The sequence below is a fragment of the Proteocatella sp. QWL-06 genome (assembly GCF_058684135.1).
Genome location: NZ_CM178755.1, coordinates 788932 through 807589 on the forward strand (window position 1 = coordinate 788932; position 18658 = coordinate 807589).

General features: G+C 40.2%; 21 protein-coding genes. 14 read left to right on the forward strand and 7 right to left on the reverse strand.

What is annotated here, in order from left to right:
• Positions 1-34: 34 nt before the first annotated feature.
• The 4 genes from AC4PGZ_RS03655 (at position 35) to AC4PGZ_RS03670 (ending at position 4245) form a co-directional block, all read left to right on the forward strand.
• Positions 35-238, forward strand: coding sequence for a hypothetical protein (locus AC4PGZ_RS03655; RefSeq protein WP_492159691.1), 204 nt, complete (start codon positions 35-37; stop codon positions 236-238).
• A gap of 65 nt (positions 239-303) precedes the next feature.
• Positions 304-1872, forward strand: a complete 1569-nt coding sequence (locus AC4PGZ_RS03660) for a GIY-YIG nuclease family protein (protein ID WP_492159692.1) — start codon at positions 304-306, stop codon at positions 1870-1872.
• 50 nt (positions 1873-1922) lie between these two features.
• Positions 1923-2873 carry an ADP-ribosylglycohydrolase family protein gene (locus tag AC4PGZ_RS03665; RefSeq protein WP_492159693.1) on the forward strand — a complete coding sequence of 317 codons (951 nt, stop codon included), beginning with the start codon at positions 1923-1925 and terminating at the stop codon, positions 2871-2873.
• A 64-nt stretch (positions 2874-2937) separates the two neighbouring features.
• A complete protein-coding gene (locus tag AC4PGZ_RS03670) occupies positions 2938-4245 on the forward strand; it encodes a DUF4139 domain-containing protein (RefSeq protein ID WP_492159694.1) in 1308 nt (435 codons plus the stop codon).
• Positions 4246-4357: 112 nt separating this feature from the next.
• Here AC4PGZ_RS03670 and AC4PGZ_RS03675 read toward each other — a convergent pair whose 3' ends face one another.
• Entirely contained in the window at positions 4358-4732 is a 375-nt protein-coding gene (locus tag AC4PGZ_RS03675; RefSeq protein WP_492159695.1) for a pyridoxamine 5'-phosphate oxidase family protein, read from the reverse strand.
• A gap of 168 nt (positions 4733-4900) precedes the next feature.
• On the opposite strand from AC4PGZ_RS03675, the gene AC4PGZ_RS03680 reads away from it, so the two are divergent.
• Entirely contained in the window at positions 4901-5404 is a 504-nt protein-coding gene (locus AC4PGZ_RS03680) for an RrF2 family transcriptional regulator (RefSeq protein WP_492159696.1), read from the forward strand.
• Complete coding sequence (locus AC4PGZ_RS03685; protein WP_492159697.1) at positions 5405-7414, forward strand: diguanylate cyclase; 2010 nt, start codon at positions 5405-5407, stop codon at positions 7412-7414.
• 37 nt (positions 7415-7451) lie between these two features.
• Here AC4PGZ_RS03685 and AC4PGZ_RS03690 read toward each other — a convergent pair whose 3' ends face one another.
• Positions 7452-7880 carry a rhodanese-like domain-containing protein gene (locus AC4PGZ_RS03690; protein ID WP_492159698.1) on the reverse strand — a complete coding sequence of 143 codons (429 nt, stop codon included), beginning with the start codon at positions 7878-7880 and terminating at the stop codon, positions 7452-7454.
• Between the two features lie 109 nt (positions 7881-7989).
• On the opposite strand from AC4PGZ_RS03690, the gene AC4PGZ_RS03695 reads away from it, so the two are divergent.
• Together AC4PGZ_RS03695 and AC4PGZ_RS03700 are read left to right on the forward strand one after the other, a co-directional pair.
• Positions 7990-8829: a universal stress protein gene (locus AC4PGZ_RS03695; RefSeq protein WP_492159699.1), complete on the forward strand. Its 840-nt coding sequence runs from the start codon at positions 7990-7992 to the stop codon at positions 8827-8829.
• Positions 8830-8934: 105 nt separating this feature from the next.
• Entirely contained in the window at positions 8935-9483 is a 549-nt protein-coding gene (locus AC4PGZ_RS03700) for a DNA-3-methyladenine glycosylase I (protein ID WP_492159700.1), read from the forward strand.
• Here AC4PGZ_RS03700 and AC4PGZ_RS03705 read toward each other — a convergent pair.
• Positions 9476-10075, reverse strand: a complete 600-nt coding sequence (locus tag AC4PGZ_RS03705; RefSeq protein WP_492159701.1) for a Crp/Fnr family transcriptional regulator — start codon at positions 10073-10075, stop codon at positions 9476-9478. The two genes, AC4PGZ_RS03700 and AC4PGZ_RS03705, sit on opposite strands and share 8 nt — an antisense overlap.
• A gap of 167 nt (positions 10076-10242) precedes the next feature.
• Here AC4PGZ_RS03705 and AC4PGZ_RS03710 point away from each other — a divergent pair, with 167 nt between their 5' ends.
• The 6 genes from AC4PGZ_RS03710 to AC4PGZ_RS03735 all read left to right on the forward strand — a co-directional run bounded on the left by AC4PGZ_RS03710 (position 10243) and on the right by AC4PGZ_RS03735 (position 15329).
• The gene (locus AC4PGZ_RS03710; RefSeq protein ID WP_492159702.1) at positions 10243-10725 is read left to right on the forward strand and encodes a permease; all 483 of its coding nucleotides are present in this window, start codon (positions 10243-10245) and stop codon (positions 10723-10725) included.
• Complete coding sequence (locus tag AC4PGZ_RS03715; protein ID WP_492159703.1) at positions 10722-11486, forward strand: ferredoxin; 765 nt, start codon at positions 10722-10724, stop codon at positions 11484-11486. The genes AC4PGZ_RS03710 and AC4PGZ_RS03715 overlap by 4 nt, the downstream gene beginning before the upstream one ends.
• Positions 11487-11558: 72 nt before the next feature.
• The gene (locus tag AC4PGZ_RS03720; RefSeq protein WP_492159704.1) at positions 11559-12284 is read left to right on the forward strand and encodes a GNAT family N-acetyltransferase; all 726 of its coding nucleotides are present in this window, start codon (positions 11559-11561) and stop codon (positions 12282-12284) included.
• A gap of 24 nt (positions 12285-12308) precedes the next feature.
• The gene (locus AC4PGZ_RS03725) at positions 12309-13325 is read left to right on the forward strand and encodes a TIM barrel protein (protein ID WP_492159705.1); all 1017 of its coding nucleotides are present in this window, start codon (positions 12309-12311) and stop codon (positions 13323-13325) included.
• 155 nt (positions 13326-13480) lie between these two features.
• Complete coding sequence (gene nhaC / locus AC4PGZ_RS03730; RefSeq protein ID WP_492159706.1) at positions 13481-14875, forward strand: Na+/H+ antiporter NhaC; 1395 nt, start codon at positions 13481-13483, stop codon at positions 14873-14875.
• 40 nt (positions 14876-14915) lie between these two features.
• Complete coding sequence (locus AC4PGZ_RS03735; RefSeq protein ID WP_492159707.1) at positions 14916-15329, forward strand: hypothetical protein; 414 nt, start codon at positions 14916-14918, stop codon at positions 15327-15329.
• Between the two features lie 78 nt (positions 15330-15407).
• Here the strand turns inward: AC4PGZ_RS03735 and AC4PGZ_RS03740 are convergent, their stop codons facing one another.
• The 4 genes from AC4PGZ_RS03740 to AC4PGZ_RS03755 form a co-directional block, all read right to left on the reverse strand.
• Complete coding sequence (locus tag AC4PGZ_RS03740) at positions 15408-16256, reverse strand: CAP domain-containing protein (protein ID WP_492159708.1); 849 nt, start codon at positions 16254-16256, stop codon at positions 15408-15410.
• Between the two features lie 41 nt (positions 16257-16297).
• On the reverse strand, positions 16298-17047 hold the full coding sequence (locus AC4PGZ_RS03745) for an SIMPL domain-containing protein (protein WP_492159709.1): 750 nt from the start codon (positions 17045-17047) through the stop codon (positions 16298-16300).
• Between the two features lie 79 nt (positions 17048-17126).
• A complete protein-coding gene (locus tag AC4PGZ_RS03750) occupies positions 17127-17393 on the reverse strand; it encodes a hypothetical protein (RefSeq protein ID WP_492159710.1) in 267 nt (88 codons plus the stop codon).
• Between the two features lie 111 nt (positions 17394-17504).
• Positions 17505-18620: an SLC13 family permease gene (locus AC4PGZ_RS03755; protein WP_492159711.1), complete on the reverse strand. Its 1116-nt coding sequence runs from the start codon at positions 18618-18620 to the stop codon at positions 17505-17507.
• Between the last annotated feature and the right edge of the window lie 38 nt (positions 18621-18658).

Below are 18658 nucleotides of genomic sequence, written 5' to 3' on the forward strand. Positions count from 1 at the left end.
TTGCAGTTATGAAAGTTTGAGAGAGGGGAAGAACATGAAGTTTGGAATGAGAAAACCGAGCCTTAGAGGCAGGGTAAAAGCGAGAACGAGTATTAAAAGGCAGATAGTTCACAGAGCCGGAATAAAAATGCCCAGGGGATACGGATGGGTACGTGATCCTAAAAAGTATGCATATAACAAGGTTTACACCAGGACGTCGTTTGATATTTTTTCGCTTTTGAAGAAGATTTTCAAATAACTTCAAATGAGAATAATTAAACTGTTAACTGCTTTATTGAATGTTTTTATTAAAGGAGAAACTCAATGGATATAATATGGATTATAATAATTGCTATTTTATCATACAACTTATATGGATACATGAAAAAAGAAAATGGTCTTGTAAAACTTATAACCACAAAAAAAGCTGAAATTGAAGCTTATGAAAAAAAGAAAATTGAAGAATGGGAAAGTCTCGACAAAAAGAAAAAAGATGAAATATCAAACTTGGACAAACTTATATTAAACAGGCAATCTGAATGGCAGAAAATTGTTGATGATGCGAAGGCTCATGCTGACAGAGAAATACAGGAGATTTCTAAGAACAGAGGTTATTATTCCGATGAAGTTATCCGGTTAAAAGATGCATACGAGAAGTATAATAAATCATGTGCCACTCAGGAAAATAAATTAAGGAAGATAAAAGAGATATATAGAGGCATGGAAAACACTATAAATAATTATACGGTCAAAGAATTTCAATTTGAAAGCCTTATTTTACCTGATCATATATCTGATGAGGCGGAGGAACTTTCTCCTACTGTCATACTAAAATTAAACTGTATGGACTTAAAGTCTCTGAGAAAAGCCTTTAATGAAAACAACAAGCTCATAGATGAAGTTTTAAAGAAATATTCAGACAGGTATACTACAAAATCCAATGCTACAATATTTAAGCTAATGGTAATTGCCCTTAGAGCGGAATTACAGAATGTACTTTATAATTTGAAGTACGATAAATTATCGATTGCTCTTAATCACGTTTCTGAAATATCAAGAAAATATCTTAAGCTCGCTACAGACGGGAATCAGAGTATAGCACCTACTATGGTCAAATTCATTGGAGAGATAGAGCATCTTTTCAGCAATGCGGTAAAGATTGAATATGAATATTACATTAAGAAAGAACAGGCACGTCTGGAACAGCAGGCTATAAGAGAACAGCTTAGACAGGAGGCCGAAGAAAGAAAAGAACTAAAGAGACAGCAGGAACAGCTGGATAAAGAGGAATCAAAATTTATCAGTGAAATAGACAAGATAAAAGAACAATTAGAATCTGCAGATGAAGAAAGAAGGAAACAGCTAAGTGAAAGAATAAATGAACTGGAGAAGCAAATCCAGGATATTGAAAATAAAAAATCTGAAATAGTTAATCTGCAAAATGGAAAAGCAGGAAGTGTGTATATTATTTCAAATCTGGGTTCATTTGGTGAGGACGTATTTAAGATAGGTATGACAAGAAGATTAGAACCTACGGATAGAATAAAAGAGCTTAGCAGCGCAAGCGTGCCGTTTTCATTTGATATTCACAGCATGATTTTTTCAAATGATGCAGTCAAACTTGAACAGGAATTACATCAGAGATTAAACAGTAAACGTGTAAATATGGTCAATCTAAGAAAAGAATTCTTTAAGGCTTCTATTGATGAGCTTGAAGAATTAGTGAATGAAATAGACATAAGCGCAGAATTCAAAAAGACTATGTTAGCGGAAGAATTCAGGCAGAGCTTGGATATAATTGAAAATGGTATTATTCCTGTTTCATATGAATTGGATCAGGAAACATATTATGATAATGATGAAGATTATGAAGAACTTGAAGATGTAGTGTAAGAACATAGATTTTTGAATTCTTGCAAATAACTTATCAGGAGGAGATCTTTATGGAAAAGAAAAACAGAATCCTTGATGCAGTGATGGGACTTTGCGTTGCTGACGCGCTCGGCGTTCCGGTAGAGTTTATGACAAGAGAAGATATAATGATAAATCCGGTTACGGAAATGCGTGGATACGGAACGTACAATATGCCCCCGGGGACATGGTCAGATGACACAAGCATGACGCTCTGCATGCTTGACAGTCTCTCAGAAGGTCTTGACTATCACGACATAATGTCAAAATTCCAAAAGTGGATGACAAGGGCAGATTATACGCCTCACGGAGAAGTCTTTGATGTAGGAGTTTCAACGAGGCAGGCAATATGCCGATTCATTGAAGGAACAGAGCCACTCAGATGCGGCGGAGAAGGAGAGCACGACAACGGCAACGGCTCCCTTATGAGGATACTTCCTCTGCTGTTTTATATTCAGTCTGAATATGGACTGGATTTTTATGAGAAAGATAAGGCCTTTGACGTAATCCATGATGTGTCTTCGCTTACTCATGCACACAAGCGAAGCAAGATTGCCTGCGGATTGTACCTTTGCGTTGCAAATAAGATTGCTGCAGGAATGGACAGAAATCAGGCTGTATCAGCGGGTATAAGGCGCGCAGCAGAGCATTATATATGCAGGCAGGGATACGAAGAAGAGCTTTTTTCATACAGAAGGATTCTGGAAGCTGGATTTGAAAAAACTCCGGAGAACAAGATAAGAAGCAGCGGCTATGTAGTCCACACGCTTGAAGCCGCGCTATGGTGCTTTCTGAACACTGACAGCTACAGAGACTGTGTACTAAAGTCGGTCAACCTGGGCGAAGACACGGATACGGTTGCCGCTGTTGCAGGAGGTCTTGCCGGACTCTATTACGGATATGAGAATATTCCTGAAGAGTGGTTGCGCCAGATTGCGAAAAGGGAATATATAGAGGAATTATGTAGAAAAAAGTTTAATTAAACGCGCACTGTCCGTTTTAATGGACACCTTATGTGTTAATATGTAATCATGGAGGTGTTAAAAAATGAGAAATTCAATAACAGCAAGGGACACGAGACATATATCACTGACTATCTATAACGGAGGATTTGGGTCTGTAAATGAACACCGCACTATTGATATCAAGCAGGGCCAGACGGAGATAATTTATGCTGATGTTGCAAAGAAGATAGAGATAGACTCGCTTCTTGTGACAGGGCTTAATGTGTGTGAGTTCAACTATGACTTTGATCTTGTGGGAAGAGACAGACTGCTCATGAAGTACATAGACAGAGACGTCATACTGAAGGATCGCGAAACTGGAAAAGAAAAGTTCTGCAGGCTGCTTTCTGTAGAAGAAGGAGCAGGGTGTGTACTTGAAGATAATGATACAGGTGAGATATATCTGGATACAAAATCGGAGATAATACTTCCGTCGCTGCCTTCAGGACTTATAGTAAAGCCGGCGCTTGTATGGAAAACTGATGGGGAATGGAATGATTTCGTAAATGTTTCGTATCTGAGCAGGGGGTTCAGCTGGAAGGCCAACTATGTAATAGAGCTTATGCCACTTGAACTGAATATTACTGGCTGGGCAGAGATTGAAAACACAAGCGGGATGACATATGAGAATGCAAAGATAAAGCTTATCGCAGGAGATGTCAAGCGTGTGGACAAAGAGGAAGATTTTGATGATGATGTCAGATATATGACAGTTCATTCTTCTGCTCCAGAGCCAATAAAGGAGAAGTCTTTTTTTGACTATCATATGTATACTGCCGGGGAAAATATCACATTAAAGGATAAACAGTCAAAGCAGATAAAAATAATAGAAAGAGCTGAGATTCCATACATCAGGTACTATCATCTGAATCTTGAAAATGGGTACACTGACATAATAATAGAATTTGAAAATTCAGAGGAAGCCAATTTTGGATATCCTGTGCCTGCGGGAAAGGTGAAATTCTACAAGCACAATGAAGAAGACTACAGTCTTGAATTTATTGGCGAGGACGAGATCAATCATACGGCAAAGGATGAAACAGTAGTTCTTTCTCTGGGCAAGGCTTTTGACATAGTATTTGAATATAACGTAATTGACAGGCAAAAGGTGGGCGGGTTTGAGCACTATGTCTGTGAATGCATCATCAGAAATCACAAAAATGAAGAAGCCGAGATACGGTTTGAGCCCTTCCTTTATGGGATGTGGGAGATGATTGCATCATCGCACAAATTCACGAAGATATCTGCATCACAGATTCAGTTTGCCATAAAAATTCCTGCAGGATTTGAAGAGGCTGTGAGTTTTTCTTACAGGGTGGACAGGAGAATGGAGATTTTTATAAATAAGTAGGTGTAAAGATTAAATGCGTTATAATAATATAATGAACCGGTTTCCATAAGTTAGATTATTAGTCTGATTTATAGAGATCGGTTCATTTTTTTGTAATTTTATTGAATTTGAATTAAAGCATTTGCTTAGCTGAGCTTACGGTTATCTCAAGCACTCTGGTCAAAAATGAGAATTTTTCTTTCATCATGTCGAATTCTGAGCCGGATTCAATATATTTAGCAGTTCCTTCTACAATAAAACCAGTTCCCTGATAATCGTTATAACCGAGGACTTCTCTGCTGCCTAAAGCTATTTTTACTTTGTTGTTCTGATTTATATTCTTCTCTGTTTTCCTCATTGCATATGCCGGAATTAATATTCTTTCGTCAGATGTTACAACTAAATATGAGTTCCAGGTGTTAACAATATGGGGCTCATCAGTAGCCCAAGATACTATTGAAACAACACCTTCTTCTTTTAATACGTCATAAAATTTCTCGCTTAGCATAATTTTCCTCCTAAAATATAAATGTATTTATTTGAAAATAGATATTATAGATAACATATATCTGTAATTGTATTGTATATGGACTTTTTGCAAAAGTCAAGCTATAATAATCATATTATAGATAATGTATATCTTTAATTGTCAGATTTTTGTTATAAGGAGGCTATTGTGCAGTTTTCCATAGGGGTTGAATATGCAATGCATTGCTTGCTATATATGGTTGATATTCCATCAGGTAAGTCTGTAGGAGTTAAGGAACTGGCGAAATATCAGGGAGTTTCGGAAACCTATTTGTCGAAGATATTTACAAAATTAAGAAAATCCGGCATAACAAAGTCCACGCCCGGTGTCAAGGGTGGATATGAATTAGCTCGTCCGGCAGAGGATATAAGTTTCTGGGATATAGTTGAAGCAATTGAAGGCACTGCGCCTCTATTCCAGTGTGCTGAAATCAGGCAAAATGAAATACTTTTGGACAAAAAAAATTTACCAGAAACACATACAAAATGTCCCTGCCTTATAAAAGTTGTAATGATAGAAGCAGAGGAGCAGATGAAGAATTATTTAAGAAACAAAACACTTAGATGGCTGCGTGATGAATTAAATGGCAAAATACCGGAAGAACATGCAAAAGCAACTATTGAATGGTTTAACAATCCGGAGTCCAGATAGATGATAGATAATAAAGAAGGCAAGAATAAAATTAGAAAGACAACCGGAACAGCATCAATTATTCTTATAATACTGATAAGTGCCCTGGTGGCTTTTCCGCCTGATTTTGTTGAGAGAATTGAGACATACCTGCTAGGAAGCAGTCACATCAATATGATGGAGATTTCCGGTAAAAAGGTTGGCCGGGGATGGCGAAGCTTTGATCTGGATTATCTTAACAAGGAAGAATGGGAGCATAGCGTTATCTATCTTGATTTTCCACATGTTGATGGGATAAGGGTGTATCAGCCGGTAGAGGGAGAGGATCTCCATAGAGAGATTCTGCCGTCAAGAAATATACTGAAGACCTATTATCAGCTTTCGCATGATTTTGATTCATCGAGAAGTATATTCATATATATCGAAGACCCAGAGGATGGGCTGGAGATCAATTTTTCGGACTATGATGATTTTTTCAGGATACAGAATCTGGAGATAATATTCATTGCGGTAGTGCTGGGTTTTGTGCTCGCATTTGCTCTTATAAATCTTGTGCTCTACGCATCCACAGGAGACAGTATATATGTGTGGCATGCGATATATGTATCGGTCATGATGACTACGCTTTACTGCTATTCGGGGATGAGGTTCTTCCTAACCGGGGTAAATATAAACAGCATGCTGATGCAGTTCATGATGCTGCTTACGGCGCTTTTGTCGCTTAATTTCACATACAGATACCTGACTTTTGGACAAAAATCGATCATAATGGAAAAGGTGTATACCTTTATTGCGTTTTTTTTCGTGATATTTTCGATAGTGACGTTCGTATCAATGGACAGGGAGGTATCAGCGACATTTGAAATGTATCTTATGCTTGCTTATCTTCTTATAATAATTAGTGCGGTAGTATTTTATTACAAGTATGATCACGTATCAATATATTATCTCGCAGGAACGCTTCTGCTCGAATTCGGATCTATAATAAACAGTGCATCGAGCATTGGATGGATTGACAGGACCATAATCATCAGGGTTTTCTTCTATCTTTCAATTGGACTTGAGGGTCTGCTTTTCACGATGGGTATCATAGAGACGGTAAAAACGCAGAAGCAGGTTCATGAAGAGCTTGAGGATCGGGTTGTGACGGATGTCCTGACCGGGCTGAAGAACAGATATTACTGTGACGTGCATGTAAAGAATGAATTCTTCGGAAGTGAAGCGACTGACCGCATTATCTCTATGCTCATCATCGACATAGATCATTTCAAGAATGTAAACGACACATACGGACATGATATTGGAGACAAAATTCTGTCTGAGGTGTCTGAAATCCTCGCATCATCTGTGAGGAGCACGGATGTGGTAATGAGATGGGGAGGAGAGGAATTTGCGATACTTCTTCCGGAGGTAAGGCTTTTTGATGCCATAACCATAGCCAATAAGATAAACAGGAAGGTCCAGGCCAATACCTTCAGCACCGTAAACAGGCTGACAGTGAGCATTGGAGTGGCTCAGAAGCAGAAGGGCGAGAGCTTTGAGTCGCTTTACAAGAGGGCGGACACCGCGCTCTATTCAGCCAAGGAGCATGGAAGAAACACTGTTATAAGCTCAAGGGGAGTATCTGAAAAGAGGATTCCTATTGCGCTCGCGTGGAGTGACGAGCTTGAATGCGGAAATGAACTCATTGACATGCAGCACGAGAAGATGCATTTTCTGATGAACGATCTCCTTATATATTATTTTGAGCATGGCATGGATATGGGGTTTGAAAAACTGTTCAACGAGTCTATGGACTTTATAGAGCAGCATTTCAGTGATGAGGAAAACCTGCTCGGGGATATTGGATACCCTATGCTTGCAGAGCACAGCAGAATGCATTCTGAGCTCATCGAACGTACTGATGAGCTCAGAAATAAGGTAAGGTCAAAAACCATAAACGAAGGGGAGCTCGTGGCATATGTGGTAAATGATGTCGTATTTGGTCACCTCGTGAATGAGGACAGGGATTTTTACAAATACGTAAAATAGAACAGCCTAAGGTGTTTTTGAAAAAATGGATATATGTTTAATACGGCCAGTCAATGATTCCGCCAAAGTCATAGACCTGAGTGTACCCCATGCTTATAAGCTCGGCTGCAGCCATCTGGCTGCGGTTTCCGCTTCGGCAGTATACGAGGATCTTCTGGTCCTTGTCTTTGAGGACGTCCTCTGCTCTGTCTCTTATTTCAGTGTTGGGAAGGAGCACGGCGCCTTCTATGTGCCCGGTGTCATATTCATCCTGGGTCCTTACGTCGAGTATGATGATGTCTTCCTCGCTGTCCATTATCTCCTTGGCTTCTTCAGGCGTGAGCTTTATATACTCTGCAGCTTCAGTTTCCTCCGGAGTCTGCTCCTGCGATTCTGGCGTTTCAGGTTTGCTTTCAGTAGAGCCGCATCCTGACAGCATGAACAGGGACAGCAAGGCTATTGAAATCGTTATAATTATCTTTTTCATCCTTATCTCCTCTTTTCTTAAATAATCGATATTATTTTATTTATACCCAATTTCACGAAAGGATTATGGGTATAGAATAAATATATATTTGAAAGGAGGAGGTTTGCAAATGTTTGAAAAAATTATAATTGCATCTGAACTGCCAAAGGATATGGAGGTTTTTATCAGATCTTTAGGTGACCTCAAAAAAATTGGTACAAAAGAATGCATTGTTTTGCAGTGTATTGAACCTGACGATATGCTCGGTCAGCTAACACAGATACTGAAAGAAGCTTATCAGGGAAACCTTGACCGCGAAATAGAAATACTCAAAGAGATGGGATTTGAAGCATCAGGACAGCTTATTGAAGGTGAACTGAAATATGTAATCAACAGGCTGGCAACTGAAGAGAACTGTGGCCTTATAGTTGTAGGATCTCGAAAAACCAATAAATTTGGTGACCCAATCTGGGGAGGCGCTGCGCATGAAGTAATTCATCGTCCAAGCAAGCCGGTCCTTCAAATAAGAATCCATAATAAGGGTGCGGAAGGTGAGGCTGCACCAGAAGAAAATCTTTTCAGACATGTTCTTTTCCCAACGGATTTTTCAGAAAATGCTGATATGGCATATGAAATACTACTAAAGATGGCAAGTTTTGATATTAAAAAAATAACTCTTGCTCATGTCTTTGAAAGTGAAGATCAGATACAGGAGGCAGATAATAATCTGATTTCTTTAAGATTGAAATTGGAGGATGCAGGTGTAAAAGAAGTAACTTACAGGTTATTAGAAGGAAATCCTACAAAGGCGCTAATAAATACAATTAATACAGAAGATGTGTCATTAGTAATCATGGGAAGCCAGGGAAGGGGCCGGGTTCAAGAAATTTTCCTTGGAAGCTTAAGTCATAACATTGCGAGACATTCGGATGTATCTGTTCTGCTGATCCCTTCATGGGAGTTGAATTAAATGATTAGTATTTTGCCTGATAAACTGAAAGAGTCATATTGACTCTTTCAGTTTGTTTAAAGCAATTTGGTATGATATTGTATATTAGTTTTCAGAGGTGAAAAAATGAAACGATGTGAATGGTGCGGGGAAGACCCGCTTTATGTTAAATATCATGATGAAGAATGGGGAGTACCTGTTCATGATGACAGGACTCTGTTTGAATTCCTGGTGTTAGAAGGCGCTCAGGCAGGCCTCAGTTGGATAACCATACTCAGAAAAAGAGAAGGATACAGAAAGGCATATGATGACTTCGATGTCCAGAAGGTAGCATCATATGATGAGTCAAAGATCGAAGAGCTTCTTTTAAATCCAGATATAGTAAGAAACAAGCTCAAGGTAAGATCTTCGGTGAACAACGCAAGGCTCTTCATTGAAATCCAGAAGGAATTCGGAAGCTTTGACAGATACATATGGAGCTTTACGGACGGCAAGCAGATAATAAACAGCTGGCAGGACATATCACAGGTGCCCGTTACATCAGAGATTTCAGATGCTGTAAGCCGGGACCTCAAAAAACGGGGCTTCAAGTTCACTGGCTCTACAATAATATATTCATATCTTCAGGCCGTTGGAATAATTAATGATCATACCATCTGGTGTAGCTTCAGATAAGAGAGTCATCAAGTATGGTTATGCTTGTTGAATCAAATTCTATGAGGTTTTCTTTTCTCATCTTGTTAAGCTCGCGGCTCAGGGATGTACGCTGTATCCCAAAGTTTTCAGCGAGCTCTTTTTTGGATATTCCAAGGACTATCCTTCGGCTCTTCTGCAGCTCTGCCTGATGAGTGAGGTAGTCGGTTATCATTTCTCTTACAGTCTTCATGGAAATTGTGTCCAGCTTGTCTGTCAGGACTAAAGTCTTGTCCGATATAACTGTCAGGAGCTCATTTATGAAGTGGGTGTCCAGCTTGCTCAGCTCAAGCACGAGCTCTTTCTTTATGTGAAGAACTATGGCATCAGTCTCTGCGAGGACCGTCATCGGATATGTGTTCCTGCTCGAAAACATCAGGTTTACGCCAAATATGTTGCCGCTGGAAAATAGGGCTATCTTGAAAGCATTGCCTTCTGAGTCTATTTTTTGGACCGAAGCCTTTCCTTCAAGTATTATGTCCATGGTCGAGCACTGATCTCCGTTAAGATTTATGACCTGGCCTTTTGAGTAGCTCTTTATACGGTATTTCGGATATTTGAACAGGTCCAGCATCTGTTCTTTTTTTATGTCCCTGAACAGACCAAGGCGAAGCAGCTGAGGTACATATTTTTCTATTTCGATTTAAATTCACTCCTTATTAGTTACCCCGGTAACTCTTTTATTTTATTTTTGTTCTTCAAGTATACTATAAGAAAATGGTAAATGAAAGGAGTTTCAAAATGGATATTTTCACGCTTGTATTCTGGGCCATCACCCTGATATGGTTTTTGGGGTCGATAATAAAGGACAGGAAAAAGACGCTGGATTCTGTAAAGATGTCTACAGGAATGATGAGGGGAATGGGCAGCGACATAATCGCGATACTTTTCTTAATAGGGCTTATACTTACATTCATACCGCCCGAAACCATCAGAGAATTCATGGGAGGCAGCAATGTATTTCTGTCGACAGTGGTATTTGCTCTTGTTGGCTGCATAACGCTGATTCCAGCATTTGTGGCATTTCCTCTTGCAGGCTCTCTGATGGACGCGGGGGCAAGCATAGTGCCGGTGGTGGCTTTCATCACGACTCTTACGATGGTAGGCATAGTTACTTTTCCTCTTGAGAAAAAAGAGTTTGGATTAAAGTTCACTATCACGAGGAATATTCTCAGCTTCGTTTTTGCGATAGCTATTTCACTTGTCATGGGGGTTCTGATATGATGGAAATAAAACGTAAGATTGTAGAAAATAAGATGCTTGCATTAGTTTTTGCGTCGTATGCGCTGCTGTTCATGCTAATGCCGGAAAAAGCAGCTGAATCTTTTGGAAACAGCATTTACTACGTAAGGGAAATGCTGATGATAATGCCTGTAATACTGCTGCTGACTTCTCTTATAAATGCCTGGGTACCAAGAAAGACCATAGAGAACAGCTTTGGAAAGAACTCGGGAGCCCGGGGAGCGGTCTTCTCATTCCTGCTTGGAAGCTTTTCGGCAGGACCGGTATATGCGGCGTTTCCAGTATGCAAGATGCTGCTTGGAAAGGGTGCCAGCATTTCGAACATAGTAATCATACTGAGTACCTGGGCAGTAGTAAAGATTCCCATGCTCATCAATGAGGCGAAATTCCTTAGTCCCAGATTCATGGTGCTCAGATGGATACTGACTACTATTTCGATTTTTGCAATCGGATATATAACCTCACTTATAGTAAAAGATAAAGATCTTCCTTATTTGGAACTAATTAGTGACAATATGCATGTGGAACTGTCGATTGACACCGATTACTGCATAGGATGTGGACTGTGCGCCAGGACAGCTCCGGAAAATTTTGCAATAGCTGACAGGAAGGCACATGTGACTGACGGAGAAATACAATCGGACCAGAGAGCGGCGGTTAAAAAATCTGCAGAAAAATGTCCTGCAGCAGTGATAAAATATTCAGATTTTTCACAAAATCTTCCAAAAAATGAAAAAATGTAGTACACTCATATGATAGGGGTAATTATGCAACCGGATTTTGCTTGGGATTTTTGAAAGAGAGGTAAAAGTTTTATGATTGCAGAAAACATATCTTTGGTAAACCGACATTCGAATACAAAGAAAAGCATGGATTTTTATGCAAAGTATGTTGAGGCGTCAGAGCTTGAAATCGTACTGGCACTTCAGGAATATATCTATGAGAGGATTCCAAACAAAGAGATTTTCGTCAAGGATACTGTGGAGGATTTTCTTGAGGCTTTTGAGAACAACGGAAGGATATTCGGGATATATACAAACGAAGGAAGGCTCATCGCCTATAGATTCATAACAGTTCCCGGAGAAAGCTCCAAAAACATGGGAAACGACCTGTATCTTCCTCACTCGGAATTTCACAAGGTAGTCCATCTGGAAACTACTGTAGTCCATCCTGATTTCAGGGGGATGGGGCTTCAGAGGCTTACGCTTGACTATGCCATAAAATGGACCATAGCAAATGGATACAGGTATCTGTTCTGCACGGTTTCGCCATACAATCCTGTCAGTTTGTACAATATAATGTCAGGGGGTCTGAAGATAAAGGCTCTCAAGATGAAATATGGAAATGACGAGCATCCGGGCTATCTCAGATATGTGCTTTTCAGGGACCTGAGCGTCTCATGCGCAGAGTGCTGGCCTGATTTCACTATGATGCCTATACTTGATATTACTGGACAGCAGAAGATGATAGAAAAAGGCTTTACAGGCCATCATTTTCTCAAAACTTCGCAGAGCATTGCCTATGCAAAATGCAGCTGCTGATGACAGAATATAAAAGGACATAAAATGAAAAAACTGATGCATATATTAAAACATGAACATACACTGAATCAGTATGACTCAGAAGAAGATTTGATTTCTATGCTTAATAGATACGACATGGATGGCTTTGAGATAATCTGCTGTGGAGAGGAAAACAGCAACAAGATTCCAGAAAACAGAATAATTGGATATCACATGAGCTTTTATTCATACTGGATTGATATGTGGAACTACAATCCTGACAGGCTCAAAGCAGAATATGGAAATCTTGAGACCTGCATGGAATTTTATGGTATTGATTACAGAGAGTTTGAGCATTCCGGCGACAGGCAGGCATATATAAGAAATGAAATGGTGAGAAAGTTCAGCAATGACTGCGATCATGCAGAGCAGCTAGGAGCTTCATATGTTGTGTTTCATGTATCCAATGTAAACACGGCAGAGACCTTCAGCTACAAAATGGAGAATGAAGACCGCACCGTAATCGAGGCGGCAGCTGAGATTATAAACAGGATAGTAGAGGGAAGCTCCTACAGCTTTGAATTCCTGCTTGAGAATCTTTGGTGGAGTGGACTGAATTTTCTTAATCCTGAGGATACAGCTTATCTTTTTGAGCTGATAAATTATGAGAAGAAAGGGTTCATGCTCGACGCAGGGCATCTTCTCAATTCAAATCCGTATATTACTGATGAACATGAGGCCATAGAATATCTTCATGAAGTTATTGACAGATATGAGGGGGTATTTGATATAAGACGTCATATAAAGGGAATACATCTTCATCAGTCACTGACGGGAAGCTATGTGCTTGATTCGCTTAACTCATTCCCTGATGAAATACACCAGATGAACTATTATGATAAATTTGAAAAGCTCTATGATCATGTGCTTCAGATCGATACGCACTCTCCTATGACATTCCCGGGGACTTTGGATTTTATAAAAATGATAGATCCGGAGTATCTTGTATATGAGATAACAGAAAGCAGCAGAATAAAGCTTGCAGAAATGCTTGACCTTCAGAATTCTATTTTTAGATAGGGAGGTCAGTTTTTTTATTTACAAAAGCTATTTTAGTAAGAATGTCTTTTAATTGATTAAGATATATGAAACTGTGGTATATGAGTACTAATTCGCATAATTTATTTAATCATTAAAAAATCCTAAAATTCTATTATTGATCATGGGAGGTAATGATGAGAAGAGAAGAAAGACTACCAAAATTCTGGGAAGCACTTGTACCAGCAGTTTTTATGATGGTGACAATCATAATCTGCACAGTAGCATGGGGAATTGAACCTCATATTCCAATTGTTCTGTCATGTATTGTTGCTGCAGCTATGGCAGCAAGGTGTGGGTACAGCTGGGAAGCTATAATATCTGGAATTCTCGACAGCATTGGAAGAGCTACAGAAGCTTTGATTATTGTAATGGTTGTGGGGATGCTTATTGGCTCATGGGTACTTGCAGGTACGATGCCTGCTATGGTCTATTATGGGCTGGAATTGATTGCACCTTCAGTATTCCTTGTTGTTGGAGCTATTTTGTGTGCAATAGTTGGAATAGCTACAGGAAGCTCATGGACTGCTTCTGGTACCGTAGGAGTGGCTCTGATGGGAATTGCAATGGGGCTGGGTATTAATCCTGCACTTGCTGCCGGAATGGTAATATCTGGAGCGTATATGGGAGACAAGTGGTCTCCACTTTCAGATTCGACAAATATTGCAGCTGCAGCAGCGGAAACACCTTTATACGAGCATGTCAGATCTATGGTGACTACAACCCTTCCAAGCTTCTGTATAGCACTTGTATTATACGGGATCATGGGATTCACAACAATAAATGGGGAGTTTGATTCCACTGCAATAGTTGAAATACAGACAGCAATTTCCGACATTTTCTACATATCACCTTGGATAATGCTTCCAGTATTATTTGTAATCGGAAGCGCAATATTGAGGATACCTGCTATACCATCACTTCTGCTGGCTTCTGGAGTTGCAGGAATTATTGCGATGACGGCTCAGGGAGCTACGTTTCCTGATTTTTTAAGTGCGCTTCATTATGGATTCGAAGCTGAAACTGGAAACGAGATAGCGGACAAGCTCTTAAACAGAGGCGGACTTGATTCAATGCTATGGACCATATCGCTAATAATGTTCGCGCTTGCTTTTGGAGGAATACTTGAAAAGTGCGGATTTATTGAGGTTCTTCTTGGTGGACTGGTAAGAAGATGTAAATCAGTAGGAAGCCTGGTGGCAGCAACTATAGCTACAGGTATAATCTGTGACTTTGTTCTTACTGATCAGTATCTTGCTATTCTTGTACCAGGTAGATTATTCGCAAAAGCTTATGATGAAAAAGGCCTTAAGAGAAGCTTCCTTTCCAGGACGCTTGAAGATGGAGGAACTCTTTGGTCTCCTCTGGTTCCGTGGAATGGATGTGGTGCGTATCAAGCAGCAACCCTTGGAGTAGCTAATTTTGATTTCCTGCCATATGCGTTTATGAATCTAATAAATCCTGTTTATGCAATAGTAATATCATACATGGGGATAGGTATTAAGTATGTAGATGATGCAGATAGAGTGTAGGAAACAGATGAAGAACGAACAGCGGAGAGTGAAGAATAATATGGATGACATAAAAGTACTGAATCAGAGGCAAATTAATCGTACTGTCAAGTTGATTGGATTCTTTTTAGGAACAATCATACTGGCAACTTCAATATACAGCTTGTCAATGTATGGAATTGTATCTGGAATCCTCATAATAGGGGCATTGATACTTCAGAAAAATACATTGATAGACGAGCATGGTATAACAGTAATATACGATGCCATTTTTTATAAATACCGTGAAGTGTGGAAATTTGATGAAATCTCAGAGCTTCACAGAGAAACATCAAAAATATCTGATCATGTTGCATTGCATTTTTTAAGAGGAAGCATGAGCAAGAGATTGATATTTACAAAAAATGATGCACTTCATGTCATTAATATGGCAAGAAGGGTAAATCGAAAAATTCATTTTTCTGATGTGGATTAATAAACAAAAAAAGTCTCAACTAATACAGTTTTTGTATTAATTGAGGCTTTTGAGTTATAATCCTTTTTATCTACAATTTTATCGCGTAAACACCTGCGTTATGTAGAATTTGTATTGTGATGATGAATTCTGAACATAGCCGCTTCCAACAGTTGTGTGCTTGCCGAGCATATTGTCCCTGTGCCTTTTGGAATTCACCCAGTCATTGAATGATTCTATTGCGATCATTCTTCCTCCTGAAAGGTTTTCTCCTGAGAAGCTACCGTAGTTCTTGGACTTGCCGGAAGCCTTGAGATATCTGTCAGCTGGCGTGGAGCCATTGAGGCCGATGTGAGAGAAATAGCTTTTCTTTGCCATGTCTGAGCTGTGTGCTTTTGCCGCTGATGCAGCGATGTAGTTGTACTTGAGCGCTGTGAGTCCGTTGTTTGCCCTGAAGGCATTGGTAAGGTCATACGCCTCCAGCTCCTGAGCCCTGATAAAGGCTTCGGTGTAAGTGGACGGCTTTTTTTCTTCTGAGATGGTCACAAGGATTGCATGTACGCGGTTGCCGTTATTTACATCTGTGTAAATCCTGATATATGGGTTTGTGGATTTTCTGTTTACGTCTCCATAAGATGCTATGTCTGTCTTGAAGTATCTGGAGTTTGTGTAGATTCCCTTTACTTTGCCGTCGCTTATTCCGACCATTATGAAGCGGGTGTAGTCGGAGCTGTATACGTGCCAGTCAAAGCCGAACGGGCTTGGGTCAATCCTTTTGGGGCTTCCGAGCTGGTCGGTTACCTCACTTGCACTGTCACCTATGGAGATTTCGGTTTCGCCCATTGATACGGTGAAGCCTCTGGCAGCTTCATCGGCAAATGCACTGCTTAGAGGAAACAGCAGAAGCACTACAATGAGCTGAAGTATTATCAGCGATTTTGATTTCATGTTTTTCTTCCTTTCAAAAAATTAAAACAGTAGTCCCTGTATCAGGACTGCTTTACTTCAAATTCGCAGTGCACGACCGCGGTTATCTCTTTTTCGATTGAGGAAGTATCATTCATTCCCATGTCGGAGATTTCAGTAGAGTAAAGCGGTGTTATCTGGATAACTCCCATATCTGCATAGCGAAGGCTTCCAATCCTGCTGTTTGCATTTTCTGCAATCATTTCAGCTCTTTTTGCAGCATCCTTTGTAGCCTCAGCCAGCATTGTGACCTTGAGGTCGGCTATCTGAGTATAGAGATACTGAGGTGGATTTGACTGGAATTCTATTCCTTCGTTTATCAGCTCTGTAATCTGCCTTGAGATGTCGGTCACCTTTTCTATGTCCTTTGAGCTTATTGTGACGGTCTGGCTGAGATTGTAATAGTCTATCTCATTTGTCCACTGACCATTTGGAAGGGTCTTGTTGGTCGTGAAGGTACTGATGGCTGAGAAAACTATCTGATCCTCAGGCACGCCTTTTTCAAGCAGATAGCTCTTTACGACGCTTCTGTCTGATTCGAGATGTTTATAGGCATCTACAAGTACCGGAGATTTCACTGAGAAATATCCGCTCCAGACTATCATGTCAGAGGTTATCTGCTGCTTTGCCGATCCTGTCACTATTATGCTGTTCTTTGCCCCTTTTATTTCTATGAGGCTGTTTGAAACTATGGCGCTTGAGGCTATAAGGCCCAGCGCTACTATGAGAGCGACTATGCTGTTTGAAACTAAACCATTACTGTTTTTATCCATGGCTATGCCTCCTGATTTCACAAATCATGACATGTTCACCTCAGCATATTCTTACCCATTATATCACAGATTTAACGCATTAGTCTTCTATAATTGATTCGAGGCAGTACCAGCACTCGGTTCTCTGGTCCATCCTTGAATATACTACGGGAAACTGCTCGCCGCATGAAGGACATCTCCAGTATTTGAAGCTAAGGTGGAGATAGATTAGGAAAAACATTATTCCTGTAACTGCGGATACTATCATAACGAGTTTCATCATGAAGGTAGCTATTGAGATGGTTATGAGTGCCATGCTTGCATAAAGGCATTTGATTGCCTGCTTTCTTTTCTGTATTCTGTTCATTGCTGCTCTCCTTTGTCAGTTATATATGTTCATTATATCATTTGAAAAATTAAGAATATATAGTAAAATGGATATAAAGGAAATATTTGATGATTTTTGCTGACATATTCATCAGGAGCCGATCAGCCACATGGCAAAAGGCACCATCAGGAGAAGGCCTGCAGTGTTGTAGAGGGAGAATATCCTCATATAATGCTTTGCCGGATACTGCTGTACGTAGAGCTTGTAGGATATGACGCTTGCAAGCGAGGCTATGAGGGTTCCCATGCCTCCTATGTTCACTCCCATGATCAGCTCTCTGTAGTATGGCGTGAAGTTTGAAATAAGGATGGCTGCGGGGACATTGCTTATGAACTGGCTCGATATGAGCCCGGCCCAGAAGGTGTTTTTTCCTGTATCAAGGAATGATTTCATTAGGCCGCTTATTCCTTGCATGTTTGAGATGTTTCCTATGAATATGAAAAAGGCCACGAATGTAAGCAGCAGGCTGTAATCCACCTTTGCAAACAGCTCCCTGTCAAGAAAGAGAACGCATACCCATACCGCTGCGGCCGCTGTCATATAAGGTATCACATGAAATACAGACATAAGCACTGTCACGAAAAGCGCCGCATAAACCGCTGATTTCGGAATGCTTTCTATCTTTACCTGCTTTATCTCAAGCTCGAGAGGATGATTTTTTTCTCTAAGGATGAGGATCAGCAGAAGGAGCGTAGATACAAGCACGAGAGGCAGGGTTATCTCAAAGAAGTTCACGATGTCCATGTCATAGAATGAATATATGAAAAGATTTTGCGGGTTTCCCACAGGCGTAAGGCTGCTCCCAAGATTTGCGGCAAGGGTCTGGATGACTATGAGGTTAAGCGCGTTTATTCGCACCTTCTGAGCGATTATCAGCGTAAGCGGTACGAATGTGATGAGCGCGACGTCATTGGTGACTAGCATGGAGCTCATGAATGTTATCGCGGTCATTGCAAAATAGAGGCTCCGGCTGCTGCTGCACTTTTTTATTATCGATATGGCAGCAAAGTCAAGGAGATTCAGCTGTTTGAAGGCGGCAACTAGCAGCATCAGGTTGAAGAGCAGGATGAGTACCTTAAAATCTATATATCCGGCCTGTGGAGATGCGAATATGCTTGATATGGCCGCACACAGAGTCGCGATTACCAGCACGCATTCTTTTTTCAGCCAGGCAGTGAAGCTGTTCTTTATATTATCAGGGTTCATTGTTTCCTCCGTTTTATATTTTTTCCAACTACAGTATT